This window comes from Mycobacterium angelicum (assembly GCF_002086155.1).
In the GTDB taxonomy this organism is placed as follows: Bacteria; Actinomycetota; Actinomycetes; order Mycobacteriales; family Mycobacteriaceae; genus Mycobacterium; species Mycobacterium angelicum.
Map to the genome: position 1 here is coordinate 1 of NZ_MVHE01000084.1, position 18803 is coordinate 18803.

Consider the following 18803-nt stretch of genomic DNA (forward strand, 5'->3'; position numbering starts at 1 on the left):
CCGTTGCCCCCGGCGCCGCCGTTGCCCCCGGCACCGCCGTCGCCCCCGGCGCCGCCGACGCCGCCCAGGCCGTCGCCCAGCGAGCCGAAGGTTCTGCTGTCGCCGCCATTGCCGCCGGCGCCGCCGGCTGCGCCGTTGGCGCCGGTTCCGCCGTCGCCGCCCAGGCCGCCCGCTCCGCCCGAGCCGCCGTGGCCGAACAAGAGGCCGCCGCGACCACCGGCACCCCCGTTTCCACCGTGGCCGCCGTCCTGGCCGGCCACGCCGCTACCGCCCACACCGCCGGTGCCGCCCGCTCCGCCATGGCCGTTGGATCCAAAGGCAGTGAGATAGCCGCCGTTGCCGCCGTTGCCGCCGTTACCGCCGGGCGCGCCGATTCCCCCAGCACCGCCGGTGCCGCCGTTTCCGCCGGTGCCGCCGTCGCCGGTGAGATTGCCGATGCCACTCGGTCCGTTTCCGCCGCTACCGCCCGCGCCGCCGTTTCCGCCCGCGGCGCCGGCGCCACCGGCCCCGCCGTTGCCGCCAGGGCCACCGGCCGCCCCGGGCAGACTGACGTCCTCGGCCTGGCCGCCGGTGCCGCCGGCGCCTCCGGCGCCGCCCGGTGCGCCCGCACCGCCGCTGCCGCCGTCGCCGCCCGCCTTACCTGCCGTCGGAGCTCCCAGGAAGTTGCCGTTGGCACCGGTGGCGCCGTTGCCGCCGCTGCGTCCCGGGTCGATGCCGTCGAAGCCGTTGTCCCCGGCATTGGTGCCGCTGCCCGCCGAACCGGTGATGTGTGTGGCGGGGTTGACGCCGTTGCTACCGGCAAAGCCGTTTCCACCGAGTCCGCCCGCGCCGCCGGCACCGAACAGCAAGCCGGCGTTACCACCGGCCCCGCCGTTGGCGCCGGTGCCGCCCGGGAACGCGGCGTTCCCGCCGATTCCGCCGGCGCCGCCGTTGCCGATCAGCAGGCCGGCGTTGCCGCCACGGCCGCCGGCTTGGGCGAGCGCGCCGTTACCGCCGTTCCCGCCGTTACCGATCAACAGCCCGGCATCGCCGCCTCTGGCACCCGGTGCGGTGGCGTTGCTGCCATCGCCCACCAGCGGGCGGCCCAACAGTGGTTGGGTGGACATATTGGCATCGTTGAGCAGGTTCTGGATGGCCTGGATGGTTGAGGCCCCGGCCGCCTCCGCATTGGCGTATGCGCTGGCGCCGGCGGCAAGGTTCTGGACGAACTGCTGATGGAACATCGCCGCCCGGGCGCTGAGCGCCTGGTAGCTCTCGGCGTGCGAGCCGAACAAAGCGGCGATCGCCGCCGACACCTCATCCTCGGCCGCGGCCAGCACTTGGGTAGTCGGATTGGCCGCGGCGAAATTCGCCGCGTTCACCGCCGAACCGATACCCCCCAGGTCGGATGCCACCGCGGTGATCAGCTCTGGCAATGCGAACAGAAAAGACATCTCTCACCTTTGGAAACTGCCGACGATTTGGTTGCCACCCGAAGGGCTATGGGCCAACGATACACGAATTCGGAGCAAATGCTCCACGATTAGGAGCAATAGCTCCGAGTCTCCTAGCTGCGGAGATGCCACGTCGTCGAGAGTGGCCGGCGGGTATGCCCCGGTAGCCTCGAACGGTGCCGGTTGCCCCGGGTGCTCGACCCAAGGTAAGGAAGTGGTCGTGACCTCGACTGGCAGTTCGGCCGGCAAGCTCCGAATCCCGCTCACCATCGGCGATGTATACAAGCGAATGTTCTTGGGAAAGCCATTGGTTACCGAGGACCTGGCCAGCGAGCGTCTGTCCAATCCCGTTGCGCTGGGCGCACTTTCGCCCGACGCGATCTCGTCGACCGCTTACGGCCCGGAACAGATCCTGATCGAATTGCTCCCGCACGCGGGTTTGGCGGCATTCGCCTTGCTGCTACCCATCACCGGGGTCATCCTGTTGATCCTGGTACTCGTCGCGGCCTCATATCGGCAGGTCGTGATGGCCTATACCCGGGCCGGCGGTTCCTACATCGTCGCGCGGGACAACTTCGGGCCGCGGGTCGCCCAGATCGCTGCCGCTGCGCTGTTGATCGACTATGTCGTCACCGTGGCGGTGCAGTCGGCGGCCGGCACCGTCGCGGTGGTGTCGGCGCTGCCGATGTTGGGCCCCTACAGCCTGGAAATCACGGTGGGCGTGGTGATCGTCATCTGCTACGCGAATCTGCGGGGAATGAAGGAGGCCGGGCCACCCTTTGCGGCGGCGACCTATCTCTTCGCCGCCATGATCGCGTTGACCATCGTGGTGGGAGTCCTTCGCCATCTCATCTGGGGCCTGCCCACATATGACCCGGCGCAGTTGGCCGGGACGGTGCCGGTGCATCAGGGCAACGGCCTGGTCATGGGCGCCACCATCCTGGTGCTGCTGCGCGCGTTCGCCAACGGCGGTTCGTCGCTGACCGGGGTCGAGGCGATCTCCAACACCGTCGACGTCTTCCGAAAGCCGCAGGGCCGCAACGCCCGTCGCGTGCTCACGGCGATGGCCTGCATTCTGGGATTCCTGCTGGCCGGCGTCGCCTATCTGGCCTACGCCACTCACGCCACGCCGTATCTCACCGAATATCCCTCGGTGCTGTCGCAGATCGCGCGCATGGTCTTCGGCAACGGGACGGTCGGCAACGTCTGTTTCTTTCTGGTCCAGGCATCGACGGCGGCGATCTTGTTCACCGGCGCCAACACCAGTTTTAACGGCTTCCCGGCCTTGGCCAGCTTCGTCGCCGAGGATCGCTTCCTGCCCCGGCAACTGACCAAGCGCGGCCATCGCCTGGTGTTCTCCAACGGGATCATCACGCTCACGGCGTTGTCGGTGGTGTTACTGGTGACCACCGGCGGCTCGGTCAACGCACTGGTTCCGTTCTATGCGATCGGCGTGTTCACCGGCTTTTCGATGGCCGGGTACGGAATGACCAAACACCATCTGACGCAGCGCGAACCCGGGTGGCGGCGGCGTCTGGCCATCAATCTTTCGGCGGCCATCCTGTCGACGATCGTGGTGGGCATCTTCGCGGTGGCCAAGTTCACCGAGGGCGCATGGCTGGTGGTCGTCGTATTCCCGTTGCTGGTATTCATCCTGATGCGCCTCAACCGCGAATACCGCGCCGAGGCCGCCATCCTGGAGATGTTTCGCACCGACCGTCCCGAGCTGGTGAAGTATGCCCGTCACCGGGTCTTCATCTTCGCGTACTCACTGGACCTCGCGGTCATCGAAGCGCTGCGGTACGGCAAGGGCCTGCGGGCCGACGAGCTCATCGCGGTGCATTTCATGGTCGACCCGGCCCATGCCGCGCAGTTGCGAAAGCGTTGGGATGCCTTCGATCTCGACACGCCGCTGCGCGTCGTGGATTGCCCGGACCGGCGGATCACCCGCGCCGCGCAGATTCTGGTCGCCAAGGCGATAAAGGAACTCCCGAATACGAATGTGACGGTGCTGCTGCCGCGCCGGACGTATGCGCCGCTGCTGGGACGGCTGCTGCACGACCGCACCGCGGACAAGATCGCCAGGGCGGTCAGCCTGCTGCCGGACGCGGCGGCCACGATCGTGCCCTACGACGTGCAGTCCCGGATCCAGGAGGCCTACCCCGAACGCGTCGAGCAACGGATCACCCGGGAACTCGACAAGCTCGAGACGTGGGTGTTCCAGTCCGACGCGGAGGCGGTCGACGCCTACGAGCACCCCGAGCGGCCGCAGTCGGTGGTCACGGTGGCGGCGCTGATTCCCGGCCAGCGGGCGACCTTCGAGGGGCGCGTCAGCCAGGTCGAGGACGCCAGCGAGGGCAGGCGCACATCCCGATGGATTCTGGTCGGCGACGACAGCGGGGACATCGGGATCACGTTTCATCCCGGCCGCGGCGGCGCCGACATCCAGCCCGGTCAGCTGTTGCGCATCACCGGGAAGGCCCGGCAGCGTGGTAATCGGGCCATGACGATGGTCGATCCGACCTATCAGCTGGTCGAGGAGACCGTCAAGAATCCAGACAGTTAGATTGGTTAAGCATGAAGCGAGTAGCAGCCGTATTCGTATCCATCGCCGGGTTCGTGTTCGCCGCCAACGGCTATCGGCCGCTGACCAAGCGCGGCTATCCGTCGCTGTACGCATTCGCTTCCGGTCTGTTCGCCTCGGAGTTGCCGCTGCAGACACTGGCCGCTCATTTCACGGCCTTGGCCGCACTGTCCCGGCGATTGTCGCCCCGGGCGCGCCGATTCAGCTGGCTGGCGTCGGCGCTGACCTGGGCGGGACTGCTGGGTCTGCGGCATTCCGCTGGCACCGCTGACCAGTCGCTGACGTCGGCGCTGGACGCCGGGCTGGGCGCGGACCGGCGCACCGATTCAGGTGATCTGTGGACGCGGCCCGCGTCCGGGGGCGCCACCGCGAAGAAGTCCGGCGTGGCGCGCATGATGCGGATCTACCGCGACTACGCACACGACGGCGACATCAGTTACGGAGAATGCGGATCCAGAAACCACCTCGACATCTGGCGCCGGCCCGACCTGGATCGCGACGGCCGCGCTCCGGTCCTGCTGCAGGTTCCCGGCGGCGCCTGGATGGTGGGAAACAAACGCGGACAAGCTCATCCGCTGATGAGCCATCTCGCCGAGCTGGGTTGGGTCTGTGTGGCCATCAACTACCGGCTGAGCCCGCGTTCCACTTGGCCCGACCACATCGTCGACGTCAAGCGCGCCATCGCGTGGACGAAAGAGCACATCGCCGAGTATGGCGGTGACCCGGACTGGATCGCGATCACCGGCGGGTCGGCTGGTGGGCATCTGTCGTCCCTTGCCGCGCTTACCCCTAACGATCCGCGGTTCCAGCCGGGCTTCGAGGACGCCGACACCCGGGTGCACGCGGCCGTGCCCTTCTACGGGGTCTACGACTTCACCCGGTCCGACGATTCGATGCATCCGCTGCTGGTGCCGGTGGTCGCGAAGAACGTGTTCAAGTTGAGTCGCTCCGAAATCGCCGAGCCGTTCCGACTGGCGTCGCCGATCACGCACATTTCCCCCGATGCGCCACCGTTTTTCGTGCTGCACGGCGTGAACGACTCGCTGATTCCCGTCGAGCAGGCGCGCAGCTTCACCCAGCGACTCCGCGAAGTCAGCCGTCAGCCGGTCGTCTACGCCGAATTGCCTTGCGCCCAACACGCTTTCGACATCTTTGGGTCAACGCGCGCGGCGCACACGGCGGTGGCTGTCGAGCAGTTCCTCGCCGAGGTCTACGCGTCGTTCACTGACGCGGCCGCGGGCTGCGCTCGTCAAGCAGCGCGATGACCCGCGCGGCAAGCTCGTCGATGTCGGCGTCGGTGGTATCCAGCACCAGATCCGGGTTCTCGGGCGGCTCGTAGGGGGCGTCCACGCCGGTCAGGCCTTTGAGGCTGCCGCTGCGCGCCCGCGCGTACAGGCCTTTGGGGTCGCGCCGTTCGCACTCCTGCACCGACGTGGACACGTACACCTCGATGAAGGGCAGCTTGGCGGCGTCGTTGAGCGCGCGCGCGATCTCGCGGTCGGACTTGAGCGGCGATACCAGCGACGCCAGTGCCACCACACCGGCGTCGCCGAGCAGTCGCGTCAAATGCCCCACACGCCTGATGTTTTCGGTGCGATCGCCGGGGGAGAAGCCCAGGTCGTCGGATAGGCCGTGGCGCAGGTTGTCACCGTCGAGCAGGTAGGCCACCCGGCCCGATTCCACCAGTGCGCGTTCTACGGCGACCGCGATCGTGGACTTGCCGGAGGCGGGCAGCCCGGTGAACCAGATCGTCGCCCCCGGTTGTCCGGTGGCCTGCCACCGGTACTTTCGGTCCAGCGCCGACGGATGCCAGCGGATGTCGGTGCGCGGATGGGTGCCCGGCTTGATCTCGCGCGCCTCGAGGATGGCGCCGGCGCCGACGGTGTCGTTGCTGGTTTCGTCGATGAGGATGAAGGCCCCGGTGTCCCGGTTGTCGGCGTAGTTGTCGGCGATCACCACCGAGCTGGTTCGCAGCGTCACCGTGCCGATGTCGTTGAGCGCCAATTCAACCGGCCCGTCCAGCTCGTCCAGCGTCTCGGGGTCCAGTCGCGTGTGCAGCTCCTGCACGGTGGCACGCACGGTCTTGGTGGTTTGTTTGAGTGCCAGCCGGTCACCGGCGCGCAGCGGGGTGTCGGAGAACCAGCACACCGTCGCGTCGATCTCGCGGGCCAGCACCGGCAGGGTCGCGTCGTCGGACCCGCTGACGAGTACGTCGCCGCGGCCCACGTCGATGTCGTCGGCCAATTCGACGGATACCGAAAGCGGCGCGACGGCAGTGTTGCGGTCGTCGTCGAGGGTGTCCAGCGCGGTCACCGTCGACCGGGTGCCGGCCGGCAGGGAGATGACCGGATCGCCGACGCGCAGCGTCCCGGCCGCCAGGCGGCCGGTGTAGCGGCGGCGCACGTCTGCGGTGGGACGCGACACCCACTGCACCGGAAGTCGCAGCCGCGACGCCTCGGCCTGCGGCGCCGCCAGCTCGACGGTCTCCAGATACTCCAGCAGCGTGGGGCCGCCGTACCACGGGGTGCGCTCGGAGCGGTGCACGACATTGTCGCCGTGTTTGGCCGCGATCGGGATCACCGTGATGTCCACGTCGCCAAGGCGGGCCGCCGTCTGCTGCAGCTGTTGGGCGACTTGGTCGAACGCGGTCTGGTCGAAGTCGACCAGGTCGATCTTGTTGACGGTGGCGACAAAATGCTTGACGCCCAACAGTTTTGCAATCCTGGCGTGCCTGCGGGTCTGACGCAGCACCCCGGCGCGGGCGTCGACCAGCAGGATGGCCACGTGTGCGTTGGAGGCGCCGGTGAACATGTTGCGGGTGTAGCGCTCGTGGCCGGGCGTGTCAGCCAGGATGTAGCTGCGGGTCTCGGTGGAGAAGAATCGGTACGCGACGTCGATGGTGATGCCTTGCTCGCGTTCGGCCCGCAGACCGTCCGACAGCGCCGCGAGATCGGCGATGCCCGCTTCGTCGGTGACGGCTTCGAGGTGGTCCAGCGGCAGGCTGTCGGTGTCGTGCAGCAGCCGGCCGATCAGGGTGCTCTTGCCGTCGTCCACCGAACCGGCGGTGGCGATGCGAAGCAGTTGACGGGTGATGGTGGCCGTCATCAGAAGTAGCCCTCTCGCTTGCGGTCTTCCATAGCGGCGGCTGAGGTGCGATCGTCTGCGCGGGTTTCGCCGCGCTCGGACACCGTTGCCGCTGAGATTTCGGCAATGACGCGGGTGATGTCGGTGGCGGTGGAGCGCACCGCTCCGGTGATGGTCAGGTCGCCGACGGTGCGGTAGCGCACCCATTCCACGGCGGCGGTTTCGCCGTTGCGCGGTGCGGCGTAGTCCGAGACGGCCAGCAGGATGCCGTCGCGGTGGAAGACCTCGCGTTCGTGGGCGTAGTAAATCGACGGTATTTCAAGGTCTTCCAGCTCGATGTAGCGCCAGACGTCGAGTTCGGTCCAGTTGCTCAGCGGGAACACCCGGACCTGTTCGCCCTTCTTGATCTGGCCGTTGTAGAGCGACCACGGTTCGGGGCGCTGGGCGCGTGGATCCCACTGGCCGAACTCGTCGCGAAAGCTCAGGATCCGTTCCTTGGCGCGGGCGCGTTCCTCGTCGCGGCGAGCGCCGCCGAACGCCGCATCGAAGCCGCCTTCCTCCAGCGCGTCGAGCAGGGTGCGGGTCTGGGCGCGGTTGCGCGAGGCGCTGGGGCCGGGATCGGGGACGCGGCCCCGGTCGATGGATTCCTGAACCGATGCCACGATCAGCTTGTGGCCGTGGCCGGTGACCCTGCGGTCGCGGAATTCGATCACCTCGGGGAAGTTGTGGCCGGTGTCGACGTGCATGACCGGAAACGGCAGCGGGAGTGGCCGAAAAGCCTTCTCCGCCAGGCGAAGTAGCACGATCGAGTCTTTACCGGCCGAAAACAGCAGCACCGGTCTTTCCAGTTCGGCGACTACTTCGCGGATGATGTGTACCGCTTCTGCTTCCAGTAGTCGCAGCTCGTCGACATGCAGGGTGCTTTGCGTGGTCGTCATGTCGGTAGCCCCTCTTTCTCCGCGTCGGCCCGGTAGCGGTCCACCCACTCGTCGGAGCGCTGGTCGGCCTGCCGCTGCAGCACCGGTTCGGGTGCCAGCCGCGGGTCAAGGCCCAGCTCTTCGAGGATGTTCGCTACGACTTGAGTTAGGTTGCGCCACAACACCGGATAGGAAATCTCGATCGGGGTCACGTTCTCTTCGGCGAACCAGGCCTGCCAACCTTTTTCCTGGGCACGCAGCATGCTGACCACATGAGCGATGGCGCCGGCGTGATAGGTGGCGCGCGCGTCGCGCACCGGGTCGGGCCGACCGCGCCACACCCGGGTTTGCACCGCCCGCCAGAATGACACCGCCTGCGACACCACATCCGGGCGGTGGATATGAATGAGCAGCGGATCCTCGCCGACGACGTCGCGAATCGCGGCCAGCAGGCCGTCACCCGATCGTTCGGGTAGGCCGGCGGCGCGGTCCAACAGCAGCGGGGTCTGGTTCCACATCAGCTTGCCGCCCCACACGCCGTTGGGTGTTCTACCGACGGTGCGGATGTAGTCGCGCCAGATCTCAGCCGGGGCCAGGTCCGGCTTGCCTTCGTCCAACGGGTCGAGCAGGCTCAGGACCGACTTGTCTTCGACATCGGCGAACCACTCTCTGGGCTGCGGGGACATGCTCGTCGTCGGCAGATACTGGAAGAACTCCTGGGGCTCGCCGGCCACGCCGGTGGCCCGCAGCGACTCGACCAGCAATGTGCTGCCGCTGCGCTGCGAGGCGAGCACCAGATATGACGAGGGATGATCGGCCACTCACGCAGCCTAATGGGAGTTGATCAGCGTGCAAGACTTTCGCTCAGGTCTGCTGCAGCGGTCCGATGTAGGTGCCGGGGTGGGTTCCGGCGTCCTGTCGTAACACGCTGGTGCCAGCCGGAATCCACGGAGTTTGCAGCTTGTTTTTGGGCGAGCTGTGTGGCGCGGTGACCGCGATGGTGGTGGGTATCCAGCCGGTCGGCGGCCCGGGCAGGAAGGTCAGGATGGCGCTGGCGGTGTCGTGCGGTGCAAGGGTGAGCGGTTGCGGATCGCCGGCTTGCTGAGGCAGGCGGTAGGTCGGGCCGAACATCGGGTCGTCGGGGCCGAGCAGATCGACGTCGGGATAGCCCTGCAGGGTGCAGGTCTGGGTGGAGACGTTAGTGAGAATCAGCGTCAGCTGACTTTGGGTGTCGGGGTTCGGCGCTGGGGGAGCGGTGGCGCTCAGGCTCATCGAATCGGCTGTGCACCAAGGCGTCGCCGCTGCCGTGCTTGCGGTGTGGGTGGCCAGCGCGCCGAGCAGACTGGCGGCCGTTGTGCAACGCGTCAACGTCTTCATGCTGACCGAGCGTATCCCGATTGGCCGCCGGTGGCGGAAGATTCCAGCGGCAGAATGGGCTGGTGCTTGGTGTGCCTTTGAAGAGGAACGGCATGCCGCGCATGTGGTTTCGGAATCGCCGGTCGGCCAGTTCGCGGGCGCGCGCGTGGGCCAGCCAGCGGTGGTCTTCTTTGATCGGGCATTGTTCGCGGTTGTGGTTGCGGGCGAGGGTGATTCGGTTAGCCCGCTGGACGGATCGGTTGCGCCGGTGGGGCGTTGGCGGCGCGCACGGGGGTTTTCGGCGCTGCCCGAAGAGGTCCATCCACGGTGGGTGCCGTCAAGCCGCGGATAACCGGCACAGGCATTTGAGGTTGATCGCAAATCCGTAAGCTACGCCCGACAGGTGGGGCGTTAACGCTCACCGGGTCCACTCCACCAGCTTCATCCGCACGTCGACACCTGGTCCGAGCTGCTGCTTGAGACCCTGCATAAAACCCCACTGACGCACCGCCTGGTCAGCCAACCGCCGACATAGCCGCTCCACTGCGTCGACCGGCTGGTTTTCGTAATCGATATCACCGCGCGCATCCAACGTGTCCGTCGCGGAAGCGACCGGTACCTCGTTCTCTGGCAGCAGCACTGCGAGCTGACGCTTGTCTACCAGCACCACCCACCGCATCTGTGGAGGCAGTTTGGGGAGCGTCGTTTCGTCCCTGGCTGCGTACGTCATATGCGTTCCTGCCTGAGTTCCTTGAGTCCCACACGGATACCACCGCCGGACGATGACCTCTGCGGACAGCGTTGTCTCGTAGCCAATCCCCCGCAGTGCAACACTTCCCCTAACGCCACCCCTATTGCTGTCCCACGTGGGCGGCGCCGAACCTGCAACGCATCATGATGGGCCACCGGGGACTGCCAATTTGTCGCGGAACTCTCGGATATTTCGCACCTTCACGAGCTCACTCCCAGACCATCGAAGATGACAAGAATAGGCCCCAAAGGAATTCCGCCCCATAGCGGTCTTCGTTCCACAAGAACTCATAAGATTCCTCTGCGGGAAGGATGTCGTCGAATAGCGGCCTCTTCTCACGTCGAATAGCCGGACCGAAACGCTCATCGAATTCGGGAATGTCGCAACTCCGAGCGGCCAGTTGGGTCGGAGATTCGACATCGAGCGGAGTGTGCTCGGTGTGGGTGTAACCCGCTGACTCAAGTAGTCCGTTCGCGTCGGCGTGGGCGTTGAATTCAAATCCGGGCCACAACACGCTCTGGTATTTCAGTGATGTGGCGTCCCCGTCAAGAACTCCTAACAGCGTCTTCATGTCTCGAAATCGCGATGTCGCTTCGTTGAGGGCTTCTGCCACCCGATCGTGAATACGTATTGCCTCGTCCAAAGATAGCCCTGCCTTTTCCAGCTTGGCTTCTAATAGGCCCCGGGTATCTTTTAACGACAATCGCGGCTTCATGGTCATCAGGAGATAAACCTCGAAGTCGACTACTGCTGCATGCAAAGTTACATTCATCGCCTACTCCACTACTTCGGCAGGAACTGATAGAGGTCGCCGCGAAATACAGAAAGCGTTCCGTCCGGGGCTACCATGATGGCTTCCCCGAACTTCGGGTTAGCGGGTAGCACCAGCTTTGCTCCATTAGGCCCGTTGACAATACCCCCAGTTTGACCCCCCGCCGCTTCCCCCGCCGCTTCGGCCGCCTCCGCGGCCTGTTGCTGATCGCCGATGTGCAATTGATTAAGCCTATCGACCAAGGAATTTAGTCTTGAGCCCTTAGGCACATGCTCCATGACATCTTTACCGATTTGCGTGGCCTGATCGGTAATACTCGGGCTTGAAGGCGTGCCCGGTTGGTTTGGTGGGGGCTCGGAACCGGGTGTACCCGGGTGCGTGGGGGCTGGGGCGGGTTCGCCTTCTATGGGTATGCCTAAGTCGTTTAAGCGGGCCCGGATTGCGGCTTGGCGTTCAAGGAGAGGACCGCGCGAGGCAACGCAGGCGTTGTATTGGGCCGGCGGCAGCGGCCCGACGTTTTTCGACGCCGCATCGAGCGTTCCACGCCCGTATCTCAGCGCTAACTTCGGCCCATTCTGCGATCGCCTGCTCGGCGCTCATGTCCTTAGGGTCGACCGGCATGGGTGGCGGGGTCGGGTCACGCGGTAGGGGGAAAGATGGTGCCGCCGGGGCCGGTACCAGCCCTGGCGGGCCGAAGCCCAGCATTTGGACACCGCTGTTGCCAGTCCCGCGTGCTGTATCAGACGGCGCGGTACCGGCGGGACCGGGGTCGAGTGTGACGGGTACAGGGGTGGGGGGCGATGACTGCGCGGCCGGGGATTGGCGCGCGTGCGGGGATTCCGCCTGCGGGGGATCGGTGGCGGGCAGGTGTTGCGGTGCGTGCTCGTGCCGCACTTGCCCGGGATCGGCAAACTGCGTCGCTGGGGGTTCGGCGGTCGGCGGCGACGGGTGGGGTTGGACGTGTGCTAGCGGAGTTGCCGCGGCGGCTGCGGCTGGTGCGCTGATCCCGGTAGCGGCCGTCGAGACCGCTCCCGTGCTGACCGGGGCCGGACCAGCGGGCGATATCACACATTGATCGGTGTGGGGTTCATCGTGACCCGAGCGGCCGAACCCCGGCTGAATTCGACACCGGCAGCAAGTAGACACCAGCAAGGGGTGCCGCTGTATGCCGCACAGCTGCTCGCCTTGGACCAGACCGGCGGCGAAGTGATGAACGTCACCGTTGCCGCGGATCCGAAACTGGCTGCCACCCAGCCTGTTTCAGTGTTGGGTTGGTGGCGATCCTGTGGGCGCAGACGCCATCGCCCCGATCGGGGGCGGACCGAGTGGACAGGCGCCGTCGATCTGACAGCCGTAGGGGTCGGGATAACCGAAGGCCGCACCTGATGTGCTTGCCTCTACGGGGCAAGCACATCTCGTCGCCGGGGCGACCGGCGCCGGCAAAGGCAACGTGTTGTGGTCACTGATCGCCGGTATCGCTCCCGCTGTGCGGACCCCGATATCTGGCCAAGTACGTCACCAAATTTCTCGCAGACATCGGGATTAGTGCACGGCGCATGTCGACCGAAGCGATACCGACCTGGATGTGCTCGGAACACACTCGAAAAGCACTGCTGAAGCATCATCCCGATTCCGAATCGACCAGTATCGACGATCTGGTGTGCTCGGAGTTCGACTGTGCAGGCCATACGAGCCTCTGCGATCGCACATTGATCATCAGGCCGGGCAGCGCACCATCGACCCACGCCGCACGGCCCGCGAACACCTCCTACAACAGGACTCGCAGGCCTGCCAGGGCTGGAGAGTCGATGGTTAAGGCACCAGCCGCCGCCGCGCATTGACAGACGAAAGACCCTACAGCTGCGAAGAATTCACCGCCTGGCTTACCGAACCCAGCCACGCCAACACCTCCCCGTCACCATCACCAACCCCACCGTCCTGGCCAACATCGCGACCCCCTTGCGCTGAGGTCCGGTGAATCACCCAAGCGGGCCTGCCTCAACGGCGAAAACCTGCCAAATTCGTGACACAAGACACGAGGCCACTGACAAGAGTGACATCATCGGCGTCGCGCCGGAAAAGCAGATCAAGCCGGGATGCGAAGAAGCGGCATCTGCCCCTGGACGGGGCCGACGGCCACCATCGCCGGCTGGGACCGGTGATGTCGGTGGACGTCGGCATCGTTGTCATGGGGCGACACGACGGCGCCGATGATCAGGAAGACGAGGAACAGCGCTATCTCGCATCCACTGATCACGATTCCGGCGATTGCCATGCCGCGGCCGCGTTCACCACTCTGCTTGATCTGGTTGAGGCTGATGATGCCGAAGATCAGCCCCAGCACGGCACCGATGCCGAAACACAGCCAGCCGACCAACGACGACACCAGCGCCGCGATCGCCATCGTGTTGGTGGGGGGGACCTGAGGACTGAGGTAACCGGGCGAGGGTGGCGGATATCCGTAACCGCCGGGAGCCGGCGGGGGATAGCCGCCATAGCCAGGAGCGGGCGGCGGATAGCCATAGCCGCCCGGCGGCGGCGTTGGTGGCGGAGGCGGCGGATATTCGGGGGGTTGGTCCGTCACGGGCACCTCCACGGGATTGCGATCAGCGTCTGAGAATTAGCTGGGGCCGAGCCGCAAACACTCTACCCCGCGCGCCGGGCCATGTCACGGCTCCCGTCTGTCCAGCACCCTTAACCCAAGCGAAAAGACCAGCCGCACATCGGGATCGGCGAGCGACACCGACAGCAGCCTGGCAACCCGGCGCACCCGGTAGCGGACGGTGTTCGGATGCACCTGCAATGTTTGCGCAGCGGCAGCGATGTCGCCGAAGCTGTCCAGGTAGACCCGCAGCGTTTCGGCGAGAATCGGATCCTGGGCGTGCAGGTCGCAAACCCGGGGATCGACCAGCCGTGCGTCGGTGCCGACGAGCGTGACGATCTCGTCGAGCAGCACCGTGGTACGGGCCTCGGCCAGTGAGGTCACCTGTCCGACCGAGATGGGGTGGCGCGCAGCGCTGTCCAGCACCCGATCGACCTCGATGCGTGCCGCGCCGACTCCGGCCAATCCGGCGATCGGGGCGGCGATGGCGGCGCGCAGGTCCACCCCGAGCTCGGTACGCAGCGCGCCGATCGTGCCGCGGACCCAGGACTGTAGCGACCGAGTCGTCGCGGTCTGCGGCAGCAGCACGTAGATCCGTGAGCCGCTGGACGCAACCTGCGCGTCGCGGCGAAATGCGCTGGCGCTCAACGCCAATACGTCGGCCAGCCGGGCGCGGCGATCGGCGGAATCGAAGCCGATCAGTGCTGCGGTGCCGTCGGCGGCGAGCTCGAGATCGCGTGCGATGGCGGCGATGTCACCGGAATCGCTTTCGGCCAGCCCGAGCAACTGCTGCACCAGCCGCGTGTGGGTGGACGGCCGGGCCGCCAGCCGCGACATGATCCGGGCGGCCAGTACGGCGGCGCCCCGCAACATCTCCTCGGCATCGTCGGCCAGCGGTTGTGCGCCTTGCTGAACCCAAATGGTCCCGGCGAACGCCGGTGCCCGTCGTGCACCAGCCGTGAGCTGGTGAATACCGATCGCGAGCCGCGGACGCAGACCCAGCTCGGGCCGCTCGGCGACGCGTACCACCTCAGCGCCGGCCCGCAATGCATCGAAGATGCCCCACTGGCCGATCCACTTCAGATGTTCGGGCGGTCCGGCGCGGCCCAGGATGGACAGCCGTCGCAAGTCGTCGGCTTCGTCGTTGGACGCCGAATACGCGAGCACATGCGACTGGGCATCTTCGATACTGACCATGCCGTGGATGCGGTCGGCCAGCGACTGTGCCAGGCCGAACAGATCGGTGCCGGAATCATCCGTCGCACGATCGCCGTGATGCTCCAACACGTGATTGACCAGTTGGTAGACGCGTTCCCAGCGGGCCTGTGGTTCCACGGCCACCACGGCCGAGCCGACCCGAACTGCCTTGCCCACCAACGCATCCGACGGTTCCTTGACGAAGATCGCCACCGGCGCTCGCCTGCGGGCCTGCCCCTCGATCCAGCGCAACGCCTCGTCGTCGGTAACACCCAGCAGGAAGAAGACGTCGGCCGAACCGGCGGCGGGCGCCAGTCCCAGTCGCACGTCATCGGAATCGATCAGTGCCGCCGACGCGACCGGAAGGTCCATGCCGCGCGGGGCGTCCACCAGGGCGACCATCGTTGCATCCAGGGCAAGCAGTAGCTGGCCCAGCCCGATACCGGTCACCCGCATGTTGTCCGATTTTACTAGCGAATGGCCACGATATTGTCTGATCAGCCAATCGATGCCGATGCCTTGCCGGGGATCCTGGCAAGCATGGACGCGATAACCCAGGTCCCCATGCCGAACAACGAGCCGGTGCACGACTATGCGCCGAAATCACCCGAACGCAGCCGCCTGCGTGCCGAACTCGCCGAACTGGCCGAGCATCCGATCGATCTCCCGCACGTCATCGGCGGCCGGCACCGGATGGGCGACGGCAACCGGATCGACGTCGTCCAGCCGCACCGGCACGCAGCCCGGCTGGGCACCCTGACCAACGCCACGCACACCGACGCCACGGCGGCCATAACAGCGGCCGCCGCGGCCAAAAATGACTGGGCCGCAATGCCTTTCGACGAGCGCGCCGCAGTGTTCCTGCGCGCCGCCGACCTGCTGGCCGGCCCATGGCGGGAAAAGATCGCCGCCGCAACCATGCTCGGCCAATCCAAATCCGTGTACCAGGCCGAGATCGACGCGCCCTGTGAACTGATCGACTTCTGGCGGTTCAACGTCGCCTTCGCCCGGCAGATCATGGCCCAGCAGCCGATCAGCGGCCCGGGCGAGTGGAACCGCAGCGACTATCGCCCGCTGGACGGCTTCGTGTACGCCATCACACCGTTCAACTTCACCTCGATCGCGGGCAACCTTCCGACGGCCCCGGCGCTGATGGGCAACACTGTGGTGTGGAAGCCGTCGATCACCCAAACGCTGTCGGCGTATCTGCTCATGCAGCTGCTCGAAGCTGCCGGGTTGCCGCCCGGGGTGATCAACCTCGTCACCGGAGACGGCTTCGCGGTTTCGGAAGTGGCACTTGATGACCCGCGACTGGGCGGCATCCACTTCACCGGATCGACGGCCACGTTCCAGCGCCTGTGGCAACAGGTGGGCACCAATATCGGCCGCTACCAATGCTATCCGCGGCTGGTCGGCGAGACCGGCGGTAAGGATTTCATAGTCGCCCATGCCTCGGCACGCCCGGACGTATTGCGTACGGCGCTCATCCGCGGCGCTTTCGACTACCAGGGCCAGAAGTGCTCGGCGGCGTCGCGCGCATTCATCGCGCATTCGGTGTGGCAACAGATGGGCGACGACTTCCTTGGCGTCGCGGCCGAACTGCCCTACGGCGACATCACCGACCTGACCAATTACGGCGGCGCGCTGATCGACCAGCGGGCTTTCGTCAAGAACGTCGACGCCATCGAACGTGCCAAGGGTGCCGCCGGCGTGACCATCGCGGTTGGCGGCGAATACGACGACGCCGTCGGCTATTTCGTGCGCCCCACCGTATTGCTGTCCGACGACCCGGCCGACGAGTCATTCAAGACCGAATACTTCGGTCCGCTGCTGTCGGTGCACGTCTACCCCGACAACCAATACGAACGCGTGCTCGATCTCATCGACACCGGATCGCGGTATGCGCTTACCGGTGCGGTCGTCGCCGACGACCGCGCTGCCGTACTGACCGCGCAGCACCGGCTGCGCTACGCGGCGGGCAACTTCTATGTCAACGACAAGCCGACCGGCGCGGTGGTCGGACGCCAGCCCTTCGGCGGTTCACGGGGGTCGGGCACCAACGACAAGGCCGGGTCGCCGCTTAATCTGTTGCGCTGGACGTCGGCGCGCACCATCAAGGAGACGTTCGTCGCAGCCACCCAACACACCTACCCGCACATGTCGGCCGACTGATGGCCCGCATATTCGCCCACGCCGTGCGCCCGGCCCTGCTGGCGGCGAGCCGCGCCGACGGGTTGCGCCGCCTCGTCGAGCGGTCACCGGTGACGCGCAGCGTGGTACGCAGGTTCGTGCCTGGAACGACAGTGCATGACGCGATGGATGTCGTTGCGGCGCTGCGTCATTCGGGTCGTTACATCAGCATCGACTACCTGGGCGAAAACGTGACTGACGCCGAGGACGCGGCGGCCACTACCCGCGCATACCTTGAACTGCTCGACGCGTTGGGCCAGCGCACGCGCACCGATACCGTTCGCGATGGGGTGCGTCCGCTCGAAGTGTCCCTCAAGCTTTCGGCGCTGGGGCAGGCGCTGGATCGCGACGGTCAGAAGGTCGCGCTGGACAACGCCCGCACCATCTGCGAACAGGCCCAGCGGGTGGGCGTGTGGGTCACGGTGGACGCCGAGGACCACACCGCCACGGATTCGACGCTGTCGATCTCCGGTGACCTGCGGGTCGATTTCCCTTGGCTGGGAACGGTTTTGCAGGCCTACTTGCGGCGCACCCGCGCAGACTGCCAGGAGCTGGCGGCCGTTGGAGCGCGGGTCCGGCTGTGCAAGGGCGCCTATGAGGAGCCCGCATCGGTGGCCTACCGGGACGACGCCGAGATCACCGGCTCGTATCTGAGCTGTCTACGGGTGCTGATGGCCGGCCCGGGCTATCCGATGGTGGCATCGCATGATCCGCAGATCCTGGCCGCAACCCCGGACATAGCGGACGAATGCAGGCGCAGCACAACCGATTTCGAATACCAGATGTTGTACGGCATCCGCGACGACGAACAGCGGCGACTCGCCCGGACCGGCAACCAGATGCGGGTCTACGTACCGTTCGGCACCCAGTGGTACGGCTATTTCATGCGCCGGCTGGCCGAACGCCCGGCGAACCTGGCATTCTTCGCCCGCGCGCTAGCCCACCGGGGCCGGTGAATCGAAGACCGTGGTTCCCACCCCGGTCGGGCTGTTCGAGATGCAAATCGGATTCAGCGAGAAGGGCACGTATGCGACCAGTAATGCCATGTCAGCTCCCGAGCTCGTCTCGACTGTAATCCGGCTTCCAGCCGGTCGTGTCGATTCTCCAAGGAAAAAAAGTTGAATCTTCTTTGAATCCGCTCTGTCCCGAGAAATGTGGGTTGACGGCCGCTACGCTTTTTCCGCCTATCGACGGTGCTTGCCGGTTAGGAGGACAGCGATGTCTGCTTTGATGGTGGCCCCGGAAGTCCTGGCTGCTTCGGCAGGGCGGCTGGCGAACATCGGCTCGACCCTGGCTGCGGTCAACGCGCTTGCGGCCGGCCCCACGACCGGGATATTGGCAGCGGGCGCCGATGATGTGTCGGCGGCGATAGCCTCGGTGTTCTCCGGACAAGCGCGGACCTACCAGGCGGCCGCTGCCCAGGCAGAAGTCTTCCAGCAGTGGTTCTTTCAGACGTTGAACGCGGGCGCTGGTGCATATGTTGCGGCTGAGGCCGCCAGCACTTCGCCGCTGCAAAATGCGTTGCAGATCTTCGAACAGGACCTGCTCGCCGCGATCAACGCCCCCACAAAGGCGATCTTCGGGCGCCCGCTGATCGGCAACGGCGCCGACGCAACAATGCCGGGCCAGGCCGGTGGCGCTGGTGGATTCCTCTACGGCAATGGCGGTGCGGGGTACAACAGCACGAGCGCGGGCGTGGCGGGAACCAATGGTGGCAACGCCGGCCTGATTGGAAACGGCGGTCCCGGCGGAAAGGGCGGTCCCGGCGGCGCCGCCGGCGGCAATGGCGGCAGCGGCGGCATCCTCTACGGAAATGGTGGATTGGGTGGCAATGGCGGGGCCGGCTCCATCGCGGTGGCCGGTGGGCTTGCGGGAGCTGGTGGCGACGCCGGTTTGATCGGGCAGGGCGGCCATGGC

General features: G+C 66.3%; 15 protein-coding genes and 4 pseudogenes. 8 read left to right on the forward strand and 11 right to left on the reverse strand.

Features of this window, described 5'->3' with window-relative positions:
* Positions 1-1433, reverse strand: a 1433-nt coding sequence (locus BST12_RS34380) for a PE family protein (protein WP_139801943.1), incomplete at its 3' end; no start/stop codon positions are given.
* Positions 1434-1722: 289 nt separating this feature from the next.
* On the opposite strand from BST12_RS34380, the gene BST12_RS26020 reads away from it, so the two are divergent.
* Both BST12_RS26020 and BST12_RS26025 read left to right on the forward strand, forming a co-directional pair.
* Positions 1723-3999 carry an APC family permease gene (locus BST12_RS26020; RefSeq protein WP_083116115.1) on the forward strand — a complete coding sequence of 759 codons (2277 nt, stop codon included), beginning with the start codon at positions 1723-1725 and terminating at the stop codon, positions 3997-3999.
* An 11-nt stretch (positions 4000-4010) separates the two neighbouring features.
* On the forward strand, positions 4011-5282 hold the full coding sequence (locus tag BST12_RS26025) for an alpha/beta hydrolase (protein ID WP_083116105.1): 1272 nt from the start codon (positions 4011-4013) through the stop codon (positions 5280-5282).
* Here BST12_RS26025 and cysC read toward each other — a convergent pair.
* The 8 genes and pseudogenes from cysC to BST12_RS32295 form a co-directional block, all read right to left on the reverse strand.
* Positions 5239-7122: an adenylyl-sulfate kinase gene (gene cysC, locus BST12_RS26030; RefSeq protein ID WP_083116106.1), complete on the reverse strand. Its 1884-nt coding sequence runs from the start codon at positions 7120-7122 to the stop codon at positions 5239-5241. The two genes, BST12_RS26025 and cysC, sit on opposite strands and share 44 nt — an antisense overlap.
* A complete protein-coding gene (gene cysD / locus BST12_RS26035) occupies positions 7122-8039 on the reverse strand; it encodes a sulfate adenylyltransferase subunit CysD (RefSeq protein ID WP_083116107.1) in 918 nt (305 codons plus the stop codon). Before cysD ends, cysC begins: the two co-directional genes overlap by 1 nt.
* On the reverse strand, positions 8036-8839 hold the full coding sequence (stf0, locus tag BST12_RS26040; protein WP_083116108.1) for a trehalose 2-sulfotransferase: 804 nt from the start codon (positions 8837-8839) through the stop codon (positions 8036-8038). Before stf0 ends, cysD begins: the two co-directional genes overlap by 4 nt.
* A 43-nt stretch (positions 8840-8882) precedes the next feature.
* Positions 8883-9395 carry a DUF4232 domain-containing protein gene (locus BST12_RS26045; protein ID WP_083116109.1) on the reverse strand — a complete coding sequence of 171 codons (513 nt, stop codon included), beginning with the start codon at positions 9393-9395 and terminating at the stop codon, positions 8883-8885.
* A gap of 43 nt (positions 9396-9438) precedes the next feature.
* Positions 9439-9705 (reverse strand): annotated as a pseudogene (locus tag BST12_RS33725) (HNH endonuclease signature motif containing protein); the annotation flags it as partial.
* Positions 9706-9792: 87 nt separating this feature from the next.
* Positions 9793-10104 carry a hypothetical protein gene (locus BST12_RS26055; RefSeq protein WP_083116111.1) on the reverse strand — a complete coding sequence of 104 codons (312 nt, stop codon included), beginning with the start codon at positions 10102-10104 and terminating at the stop codon, positions 9793-9795.
* 229 nt (positions 10105-10333) lie between these two features.
* Positions 10334-10897 (reverse strand): hypothetical protein, encoded by a 564-nt coding sequence (locus BST12_RS26060; protein ID WP_083116112.1) that lies wholly within the window; start codon positions 10895-10897, stop codon positions 10334-10336.
* 11 nt (positions 10898-10908) lie between these two features.
* Complete coding sequence (locus BST12_RS32295) at positions 10909-11118, reverse strand: hypothetical protein (RefSeq protein WP_170062203.1); 210 nt, start codon at positions 11116-11118, stop codon at positions 10909-10911.
* Positions 11119-11968: 850 nt separating this feature from the next.
* Here BST12_RS32295 and BST12_RS33730 point away from each other — a divergent pair.
* From BST12_RS33730 to BST12_RS33740, 3 pseudogenes are all read left to right on the forward strand, one after another.
* A pseudogene (locus BST12_RS33730) lies at positions 11969-12213 on the forward strand (hypothetical protein); the annotation flags it as partial.
* A gap of 22 nt (positions 12214-12235) precedes the next feature.
* Positions 12236-12392: pseudogene (locus BST12_RS33735) on the forward strand (FtsK/SpoIIIE domain-containing protein); the annotation flags it as partial.
* 1 nt (position 12393) lies between these two features.
* Positions 12394-12713, forward strand: a pseudogene (locus BST12_RS33740) (hypothetical protein); the annotation flags it as partial.
* 270 nt (positions 12714-12983) lie between these two features.
* Here BST12_RS33740 and BST12_RS26075 read toward each other — a convergent pair.
* A complete protein-coding gene (locus tag BST12_RS26075; RefSeq protein WP_245850585.1) occupies positions 12984-13481 on the reverse strand; it encodes a DUF4190 domain-containing protein in 498 nt (165 codons plus the stop codon).
* Between the two features lie 84 nt (positions 13482-13565).
* Complete coding sequence (locus BST12_RS26080; RefSeq protein ID WP_139801944.1) at positions 13566-15152, reverse strand: PucR family transcriptional regulator; 1587 nt, start codon at positions 15150-15152, stop codon at positions 13566-13568.
* Positions 15153-15236: 84 nt separating this feature from the next.
* Here BST12_RS26080 and pruA point away from each other — a divergent pair, with 84 nt between their 5' ends.
* The 3 genes from pruA to BST12_RS26095 all read left to right on the forward strand — a co-directional run.
* Positions 15237-16868, forward strand: a complete 1632-nt coding sequence (gene pruA / locus BST12_RS26085) for an L-glutamate gamma-semialdehyde dehydrogenase (RefSeq protein ID WP_083116117.1) — start codon at positions 15237-15239, stop codon at positions 16866-16868.
* Complete coding sequence (locus tag BST12_RS26090; protein WP_083116114.1) at positions 16868-17842, forward strand: proline dehydrogenase family protein; 975 nt, start codon at positions 16868-16870, stop codon at positions 17840-17842. The genes pruA and BST12_RS26090 overlap by 1 nt, the downstream gene beginning before the upstream one ends.
* A gap of 262 nt (positions 17843-18104) precedes the next feature.
* The coding region (locus tag BST12_RS26095) for a PE family protein (protein WP_139801945.1) at positions 18105-18803 on the forward strand (699 nt) is incomplete at its 3' end.

Excerpts from the sequence above, each read along its gene's own strand:
- BST12_RS26045 (WP_083116109.1), bottom strand. The coding sequence starts at position 9,395 with ATGAAGACGTTGACGCGTTGCACAACGGCCGCCAGTCTGCTCGGCGCG.
- BST12_RS26080 (WP_139801944.1), bottom strand. The coding sequence starts at position 15,152 with ATGCGGGTGACCGGTATCGGGCTGGGCCAGCTACTGCTTGCCCTGGAT.
- BST12_RS26060 (WP_083116112.1), bottom strand. The coding sequence starts at position 10,897 with ATGAATGTAACTTTGCATGCAGCAGTAGTCGACTTCGAGGTTTATCTC.
- cysC (WP_083116106.1), bottom strand. The coding sequence starts at position 7,122 with ATGACGGCCACCATCACCCGTCAACTGCTTCGCATCGCCACCGCCGGT.
- BST12_RS26090 (WP_083116114.1), top strand. The coding sequence starts at position 16,868 with ATGGCCCGCATATTCGCCCACGCCGTGCGCCCGGCCCTGCTGGCGGCG.
- BST12_RS26055 (WP_083116111.1), bottom strand. The coding sequence starts at position 10,104 with ATGACGTACGCAGCCAGGGACGAAACGACGCTCCCCAAACTGCCTCCA.
- BST12_RS26025 (WP_083116105.1), top strand. The coding sequence starts at position 4,011 with ATGAAGCGAGTAGCAGCCGTATTCGTATCCATCGCCGGGTTCGTGTTC.
- pruA (WP_083116117.1), top strand. The coding sequence starts at position 15,237 with ATGGACGCGATAACCCAGGTCCCCATGCCGAACAACGAGCCGGTGCAC.
- BST12_RS26020 (WP_083116115.1), top strand. The coding sequence starts at position 1,723 with ATGTTCTTGGGAAAGCCATTGGTTACCGAGGACCTGGCCAGCGAGCGT.
- cysD (WP_083116107.1), bottom strand. The coding sequence starts at position 8,039 with ATGACGACCACGCAAAGCACCCTGCATGTCGACGAGCTGCGACTACTG.